Annotated in this window: 3 protein-coding genes and 4 pseudogenes; 2 read left to right on the top strand and 5 right to left on the bottom strand. The window is 70.3% G+C overall.

Annotated features, from left to right (window positions below):
* Positions 1 to 715 precede the first annotated feature (715 nt).
* On the bottom strand, positions 716 to 1,888 hold the full coding sequence (locus ACZ45T_RS39035) for a hypothetical protein (RefSeq protein ID WP_468449222.1): 1,173 nt from the start codon (positions 1,886 to 1,888) through the stop codon (positions 716 to 718).
* 410 nt (positions 1,889 to 2,298) lie between these two features.
* Positions 2,299 to 2,658 carry a hypothetical protein gene (locus ACZ45T_RS39040; protein ID WP_468449224.1) on the bottom strand — a complete coding sequence of 120 codons (360 nt, stop codon included), beginning with the start codon at positions 2,656 to 2,658 and terminating at the stop codon, positions 2,299 to 2,301.
* A 520-nt stretch (positions 2,659 to 3,178) separates the two neighbouring features.
* Between ACZ45T_RS39040 and ACZ45T_RS39045 the strand changes: the two are divergent.
* Positions 3,179 to 4,545 (top strand): annotated as a pseudogene (locus ACZ45T_RS39045) (helicase associated domain-containing protein); the annotation flags it as partial.
* Here ACZ45T_RS39045 and ACZ45T_RS39050 read toward each other — a convergent pair.
* The 3 genes and pseudogenes from ACZ45T_RS39050 to ACZ45T_RS39060 form a co-directional block, all read right to left on the bottom strand.
* Positions 4,525 to 4,890: pseudogene (locus ACZ45T_RS39050) on the bottom strand (helix-turn-helix domain-containing protein); the annotation flags it as partial. The pseudogenes ACZ45T_RS39045 and ACZ45T_RS39050 sit on opposite strands and share 21 nt — an antisense overlap.
* 108 nt (positions 4,891 to 4,998) lie before the next feature.
* Positions 4,999 to 5,577 (bottom strand): annotated as a pseudogene (locus tag ACZ45T_RS39055) (ISL3 family transposase); the annotation flags it as partial.
* Between the two features lie 199 nt (positions 5,578 to 5,776).
* Positions 5,777 to 6,481: an ISL3 family transposase gene (locus ACZ45T_RS39060; protein WP_468449226.1), complete on the bottom strand. Its 705-nt coding sequence runs from the start codon at positions 6,479 to 6,481 to the stop codon at positions 5,777 to 5,779.
* 195 nt (positions 6,482 to 6,676) lie between these two features.
* Between ACZ45T_RS39060 and ACZ45T_RS39065 the strand changes: the two are divergent.
* Positions 6,677 to 6,901: pseudogene (locus ACZ45T_RS39065) on the top strand (glycosyltransferase family 2 protein); the annotation flags it as partial.
* Between the last annotated feature and the right edge of the window lie 1,572 nt (positions 6,902 to 8,473).

Here is an 8,473-nt window from a genome sequence, read left to right on the forward strand (position 1 = left end):
ACCCGAAACTCACCCAACGTCACCACCCATACCCCATCAACGTCCAGGCCAGACCCCCACAACCACCTCACAACCCAAGGAAACAAACCCACCGAACACTGCCATCCACACCCCACCACAACACCCCCAAACAACAGCACGACACCCAAACCCCACCACCCCGGCAAGACAGCCAGGGCAGCCCGGGCAGGCGGAGCAGCCGGAGGCAGCCAGGGGGCCCGGGCAGACGGGGGCCGTGACCGGCGAGGCCGGGGGCGGCGGGGCCGGGGGCGGCGGGCCGGGGCGGGCGGAGCAGCCAGAGCGGGGGCAGCCAGAGCTGCCGGGGGGCGGGGGCCGGAGGCAGCCCGGGCAGGCGGAGCAGCCAGGGCATCCGGGACACCCAGACCCCGCAGCCCCCGCCACCCCCGGCAAAACAGCCAGGGCAGCCCCGGGCGGCCGGGAGGCCGGCCGGGGGGCCCGGCCGGGGGCGGGGGCCGGAGGCAGCCAGGGGGCCCGGGAGGACGGGGGCCGGAGGGCGAGGGACCGGAGGGCGGAGGGCAGGAGGGCGGCCCGGGGGGCGAGGGGAACCCCGAGGCAGTACCGAGGGAGTACCCCACCCCCGGCCGCCGTCCCCGCCAGCCGCCCGGCGGGTGGACGAGAACCTGCGGCAGCTCCGCAAAAAACCCCCCGCAATGCCAGGACTCCGCCGCTGCGCCCCACCCACACCCGCCCCGCTCTAGACACCGTCCGATGCGGAGCGCAGCGGGTCACCGGCACGGATCCGCCCCGCTTCCCCCATACGCCCCTGATCCTCCAAGAGCGCGGCAAGGTTCCGGTGGGCGTACGGGGTGTCGTGCTGCGCGGCCAGCCGCAGCACGGACTCCGCCCGCGCCGCCTGACCGCGCCTGCGCAGGACCACGCCCAGCCCCACGATCCCGTTCCAGTCGCCCTCGTCCGCGGCCCGGCGAAACCACAAATAGGCCGCGTCGAGATCCTCGCGCTCCAGGCACAGCACGCCGAGGGCCTGGAAGGCGGCGTTGGCGTGCCGGCCGGCCGCCGTCCGGTACCAGCCCTCGGCCTCCTCGCGGGCACCCGCCTGGTGAAACAACCGCGCCAGCTTGAACGCACCCGCGGCACTGCCGTCCCCGGCGGCGCCCTCGTACGCGTCGGCGGCCTCCGCCGCCCGCCCGGCCGCCGCCAGCCGGTCGCCCTCGGCCACCAGCCGCGCCGCACGCGGCGAATCGGGGACGGGCACGGGCCGGTCAAGGCCCCCGGAGCCGGCATGCGCAAGGACCGCGAAATGAGGTTCACGCTCCCGCCCCGCCTCCCGCGGCGGCATGTCAGGGGACCAGTGATCGGGGCGGACCACATGAGCGGGCACGGCCTTGTCCGTGCCGTCCGGGTCATACGCCCGGATACCGGTACTCGCGGTGATCCGCAGCGCCCAGTACGGGTGCCACATCCGGCCGCCGCACTCGATCTCCGCGGTCAGCCACCAGTGCAACTGGCCGGGAAAGCCGGTCACCGGAGCACAGACCACAGTCCGCCTCCCGCCGGCCGGAACCGTCAGCGGCAGGGACTGCACCTCCGGTGCGACGGGGCACGCGTCCACCAAGTCCCGGGCGTCGAGCAGGAAGGCGTACTCGGGGGCGCGCAGGGGCCGGTAGGCGGCAACCGCGCGCAGGAACGATTCCACCAGGTCGGGGGCATAGGCCAGATCGGGCATCCGGTCATGGGCGAAAGCGGTCCCCTGCGCCGCGACCGGCGCCTGGCCGGTCGCCCGGGCAGTCAGCGACCGCAAGGTCAGCTCCGGGCCGGTGGAGACCAGTTCGAGCAGCAGGTTATGGCCACTGACCGGGATCCGTACCGTTTCGGGCTCACCAGTACGCTCCGCAGAGGCGAGATGCACGATCTGACTGTGCACCGAGACCCGAACAGCGAACGGAGCATCGCCGGGCAGGTGACACACCGCAACCGGCCGCACGGGCAGGTGCAGCTCGTAGAAAGCCCCGCCCGCCTCCTCCCCCAACGGCGCCCGCACCGCCTCCACCACAGGCAACCCCACCGAACCCACCGGGCCCGCCGGGCGCCCCGAACCCGCCGAACCCACCAGGCCCCCCGAACCCGCCGAACCCACCGGGTCTCCCGAACCTGCCGGGCCCTCCGGGCGCCCCTCTCGGCGCCGGCGGGCGGCGAACAGGGCAAGCGCCACGACAGCCGCCCACGGCAGCCACGACCAGACACCGGCGGCCAAAAGAACACCCCCGCCGGCCGTCAGCGGCAGCAAAGCCCCCACGACCGAATACCGCCCCCGCCGCGTCATGCGGGCATGCTCATACGCGCAGCAGTACGAAACGGCCGGCCATCAAGGTCAATGCGAGTGGTGCCGCTGCGGCCCGCCGTGGTCCAGTCAAGCCACAACACCCACCGCACGTACCCGTACTCAAGGTCAGCGCGCAGGTCCAGCACCTCGGTCTCGTCCTGGGCAAGCCCATAGGGGAAATCACTGTCCGCGATCGGACGGACCCCGGGCGGGTCCTCATCGAGCACGACCGCGAACGCGCGCGGCGCGATCGCCGACGCATGGCGGGCCAGCTCCCCGTACTCCCGCCCCCGGGAAATCACCTCGGCCCGCAGCCCGGTCAGCACCACCGGACGGGGCCCCGCACCGGTGAGCACCAGCCGGACGGTATGCCCCGCCGCCGGGACATCAACAACACGCTCACCAGCGTCGAACGAGACAAAGTCCTGGTTCCGTATACCGACCGCGACAGTGAAAGGCGCGGCCGCAGCCGCCGCCAGCTCCCGCCCGGCCCCCCGCCGCCCCAAAACCGCCCCGAACTGAACGGGAGCCACCTGGCCCAGATAAGCCGCCAGAGCCGCGGTAGCGACACCACCCGCCCAGGGCAACACCTCCCCAGGCGCCCACAAAGCCGCAGCACCCGCCGCAGCCACGACACCCCCAACCAGCCCCGCCAACAACCCCGGCCTCACCCAGCGCTCCCGCAACCCTCCCACCCCACCCTGCCCCTGCCCCTGCCCCTGCCCCTGCGGCATGGTTCCGCCCTCCGCCCCGACAACGAGATCACCGTAGCCCGAACACCCATACAACGTACCGGCGTTGACAATCACCCACGGCCAGCCAGGCTGACGGCCCTGACACAGGACACCGAGGCCAGTGAACCCAACTCCGGCATCCGCGCCCCGGCCGCAGAAGGGCGCGGACGCCCAGGAGGTGAAGATCGCGAGCATGGCCGACGACCGGACGGCACGTACGGCGCGCGGCTCGCCGAACTCGGGCTCTCGGAGGCGATCGAGCGCGAGATCCTCACCGGATTCGAGATCGACGTCCTGGAGATCCGCGAGCCCTCCCCCGTCCACGGAGAGTCCGAAGAGGCCCGGCGAGGCCGGCGCCTGCCCACTCCTGCAGACGGCGCTCCTGGAGCACGCGGCCGCGCACAACCTGCGCACCGTCATGACGTTCCACCAGAAGGTCGAAGAAGCAGCGTTCGCGGAGAAGCTGCCCCAGACCGCCGCCGAGCTGTACGTCAACGACGCCTCCCACGCCGACCTGGCCGCCGCGGACGGCTGCCGAAGTCGTCCATCGACGCGAAGTTCTACGAGCTGGAAGCCGGCCGCCACGTCCCGCCCGACCGCGTCTGGTCAGCCTGGCCATGCGGCGACCACCTCGTGTCCGAGCGCCGCGAGATCCTGCGCCAATTCGCCAACGGCATCGACGCAGCCGGGCGCCGGGTCCACCGAGCCTTCCTCGCCTCGGTGCGCGTGCTCGGGGAGGGCGTGGACATCACCGGCGAGCGGGGAGTGGAGGCCGTCTGCTTCGCGGACACCCGCGGCTCGCAGGTGGAGATCGTCCAGAACATCGGCCGGGCGCTGAGGCTCAACAAGGACGGCTCCACGAAGGTGGCGCGGATCATCGTGCCGGTGTTGCTGGAGCCCGGCGAAGACCCGACCGACATGGTTGCCTCCGCCAGCTTCCGCCCCCTTGTAGCCGTGCTCCAGGGCCTCCGCAGTCATGACGAACGACTCGTTGAGCAGCTCGCCTCCCGCGCCCTCACCAGCGGACAACGCAAGGTCCACATCCGGCACGACGAGGACGGCCGGATCATCAGGGCCGACGACGACGGCGAGGACCAGAAGCAGGACGACACGCAGGCCGTCGCCGAAGCCGCGCTGCTGCACTTCTCCAGCCCACGCGACGCGGCGACCATCGCGGCGTTCCTGCGCACCCGGGTCTACCGGCCCCGGTCACTGGTGTGGCTGGAGGGCTACCAGGCCCTGATCCGGTGCCGGACGGAGCACGAGATCAGCGGTCTGTACGCCGTGCCCTATGACGTGGAGACCGAGGTCGGCGTCACCAAGGACTTCCCGCTGGGCAGGTGGGTGCACCAACAGCGCAAGGCCCTGCGCGCCGGGGAACTGGAAGAGCGGCGCAAGACCCTGCTGAACGCGCCGGAAGCCGGAATGGTGTGGGAGCCCGGCGAGGAAGCGTGGGAGAACAAGCTCGCCACGCTCCGCTCCTACCACCGCGCCAACCGTGCGGTCGCGGACGGGGATGAGGGTTCCGTCCACGATCCACAGCCGGTCCACGTCGGCGACTGGCCGTGGGGCCGGCTCCAGCGCGAGCAACGGCCGCAGGCGCTGGATGACCCTGCAGACGGTGGCCGGAGAGATCCCGAAGAGCGGGGCGAGCTGGCGCATCGTGAGGTTCGTGCGGTAGTACACCGCCACCAGCAGCACCCGCTCCGCCAGCGGCAGACACCACGGCCGGCCACCACCAGGACCGTTCCCGCCCCGCTCCCGCACCACCTTCACCAGCTTCGCGAACCGGTCGATCCGCAAGCCCGTGAACGTCTCCACCCACACCGACTCAGCCCGCAACACCCCACCCATACAGGAAAAATGCCCAAGACTGAGCCTTCTGCAACACCCTTTAGCGTAGAGCTGCCTCTTGATCTTCTTGATGCGGTTCACGGCGCCCTCGATGCTGCCGGAACTCCAGTCCAAGGTGAGCCCGGCTGTCACGGCGTCGCGGTCCCGGAGCAGGTGAAGTGCGAAGCCGGTGAGGCCGGGTAGTTGGCTGGCATCGACCGCGTCGATCCAGGCAGGGAGCATGGCGCCGAGGCGGTCCCTGAGTAACTCTCCGAAGTCGCGGACATGCCCGGCGGCCGCGTCCAGTCCGGGACAGCGAGCCAGGACACTCTTCAGGGCGGCACGTTCCTCCTCGGTCAGGGCCGTGGGGTGACGCGTGAGCCAGCCGGTTACCTGCCGCACCGTCGGAGGCCGGGGCGGTGCGCTGGCCGGAGCCGTGCGCAGGGTGGCGATGTGGGCGCGAACCATCTGGTAGGTGACGGGAGCGTTGTCGGCGAGGAGTTCACGGTGGAGGTGGGTGACGCTGGTGCATCCCGCGGCAAATCGTCGTTCCAGGTAGGGCTTGTAGGGATCCAGCCTGCTGGACCGGGGCCGGTTCTCGCGGATGGTGTCCTGCCAGCGTGCGGCGGTCGCGTACCGGAGCACGGTGTTGAGGCCCCAGCCCAGGTGCCGGGCGATCGCCCGGCGTGAGTGGCCTTGGGTGAGCATCTCGTGGACCAGGGCGTGTGCGGCCTTCTTGCGCTCGGCCCGCCGGCCGAGGGGTTCGCAGTCGTCCTGCGGCCGACTGGACTCTGGGCTGATCGCCTCCAGCAGTGTGCCGCTGGGCGACGGGCTGCGCAGGCAGTCGCGGTGTGCGGCGACGCAGGTCTCCACGGCCCGGCCGAGGCCCTGCCACAGATGGAACCGGTCAGCGACCTGCAGAGCATCGGGGGGCGCCGCGCCGGGCACCCTCGGCGTAAGCGCCCGCCCGGTCCCGGCAGATGATCTCCACGCCTGGGTGACGGATCAGCCACTCGGCCAGCGGCCCGGCCTCACGGGTCGGAAGCACATCGACCACGCGATGGTCTTCAACGCAGGTCAAGACGGTGGAGTATGTCTGCCCGCGGCGGACCGCGAAGTCGTCCACGCCCAGCACTCGCGGCGTGCTGAACTGCGGATCAGGCAATGCCATGACCCTGCGCAACAAGGTCATCCTTCCCATGTCCAAGCCCAGCTGGACAGCCAGCCGAGCGCCAGCCCGCCCGGCCAGCGCCAGCCCCACCCGCTCCAGGGCGTGGTTGAGCCGAGTTGTGAACCGTGCGTACGGGGCGGCCAACCGCGAGAACGGCTCGGCGAACGTCCGACGCGGACAGTCCGCCGCCCTGCAGATGAAACGCCGGACCACCAACCGGATCACGAAGCCCTGCTCGGCGAGCGGAAGATCCTTCAACCTGCGGTGATAGCGGTCGTGCACCCGGTCCGAGAAGCGGCCGCAGTCCGGACACTCCGCCCCGGCCACCTGGCCTCTCGCCACCACTTCGACCGTGCCGAACAAGGCGGTCACCGCCTCGACGTCCACCTCGTCGATACCGTCGAACACGAGCGAGTCCCAGAACGATGCATCGGTCTGCATGACCAGCACGATCACCGTCCACGGCCGACCACGACAGCGACGACCAAGTACTTGACGGAGCGTCACGTTCGGCTGTCGGGCGGCCAGGCGTACCCGGTCTCACGCGACCCAGTCCCTCACAATCGAACACCAAGGTGACACTCCGCGACGACTCCCCAAGATCTGTGCCAGAACGCACAACCCGTGAACAAAGCCAACCGGGTCTGGCTGGCCAAACGCCACCTGCCCGCCGCCCTCATCCCGGTCTACCTCGCAACCTGGGCCGCATACACGCTCGCGCAGCGGCCCCCGCTGTCCGGCCTCACTGCCTGGTGGGCCGGCTTCATCGAAGGCCTCCGGGTGCCGTGCCCTCCGAGGCGGCCCATGCGGTGGCGGACGGTATGGAAGATGACCCGACTGGGCCGCCCTCCGGTGATCTGACACCACGACCGCCGCCCTCAGGATCGGTGCGGTCAGGCGGGCTCGTACCCCTGCACGGCCACGAATCACCGGACCATCCCCGCGGGCGCGGGGTCGACTGCGGGACCAGCCGGTCCGGCGGGACCGGTCGGAACAGGCTTGCCCGGGCAGCCCGGCGTACTGCCGGCCCCCGCAACGCCCGCACCGACACCGTCGGCAAAGCAGCGTCCGAACCAGTACCTATCCCTGCCAAGCCCGGGTCCCCGTGCTTGGCGATCCACCCGCCGATCACACCAACCCCCGCTGGCCCGTGATCAGAACTTACGCAACTGAGACAGCGTCACCCCACATGCGATAAAGCCCGGAAACAGCGATCCCATGCAAATCTCTCACCCCCAAGTCAGTGACCCCACCCGCTGAAAACAGCCTGCTACCAGCAACAACGCCCCAAGGCCCACTGTCTCTCACCCGACCACCCCAAAACCAAGAGATCGCAACCAGCCGTTTTACAGAAGACGAGGGCGAATGACAGCCCTGGGGCGGGCAGTGCAGCGACCAAAGGCCCGCAGCGGAAAGTGGCGAAGATCTTGCGGTCCTTCCGGCGGGCGTTCGTCCGGTTGAGACCCGGAGGGTGTGGACCGGAGCCTCCGCATGCGGATCGCCGCCGCCGCTGCACGAAACGCTTCGGCCCGGCCGACAGCGCCGTCGTGCACCACTCCTCAGGACTCCCGAGGTCATTGTTACCGGTCTCGCCGCGGGCCGTACGCCACGGGCAGGAAAACGCTGCCGCTACGTGTCGCGATGCCGGACTCGCCCGCCTTGATGACCGAATACCGCCCTATTAGACAGCGTGGCCGATTTTGAAGCCGCGGTGTTGTCGGGGAGTTGGCACCGGGCCATGATCACTTCTCGTACAACCTGACTACCCACCCGGGAGCCGAGATGTGATAGCAAACCCCCTTCCACGGGATGAGGCTGGACGGCCTGCGGGCCGCCTTCCGGTACCTGCAACCCCTGGGCCACAGTGCAGGGTTCTGGTTCCTGAGCAACGGACGTTTCTGAAACTCACCTGCAAAGCCACGCGGAGGAACTCCGGGGGCTTTTCGTCTCGGCCCCCGCGCAGGCGGTTCTCAGCTTCTCCCGCGCTACAACATCTGCGTAGGCACGGCCGTTCACGCCGAGCGGGTCCGCCTGGCGGCACGGCTTCATGTATGTCGCCCCGCACGCCGGGCTCCGCTACTGCGCCGACGCAGACCACGCGGTCCGACACGCGTCGTCATCACCTGGCCTGATTCAGCCGACCCGGCCCGAACGGGGTGGGCAGAGCGGCTCTGACCACGGCAGTCCCCGGTCGGCCGAGCAAGACATGGCCATCCGCCCGTCAACTGCCGACGGCCGCAGGGCCATGGCTGTCTCGCGCGTCCACTGCCTCTCCTTGTGCCGGTGTTCTACCGCTCTTCGGCGCAACGACGCAGGAGTGCGCGGCCTGACCTGATCAGCAGCTCGCCGCGTTCTCCTCCGCCGTGCCGCTCTCTCACATGCCCTGCATTCACGAAATTCCACTATCAAAGGAGTTCTTGATCTTCATGTACA

Source organism: Streptomyces sp. NPDC030995 (assembly GCF_055571215.1).

What these genes read in the sequence shown, in the direction of transcription:
- ACZ45T_RS39060 (WP_468449226.1), bottom strand. Translation starts at nt 6,481, where the DNA reads ATGCAGACCGATGCATCGTTCTGGGACTCGCTCGTGTTCGACGGTATC.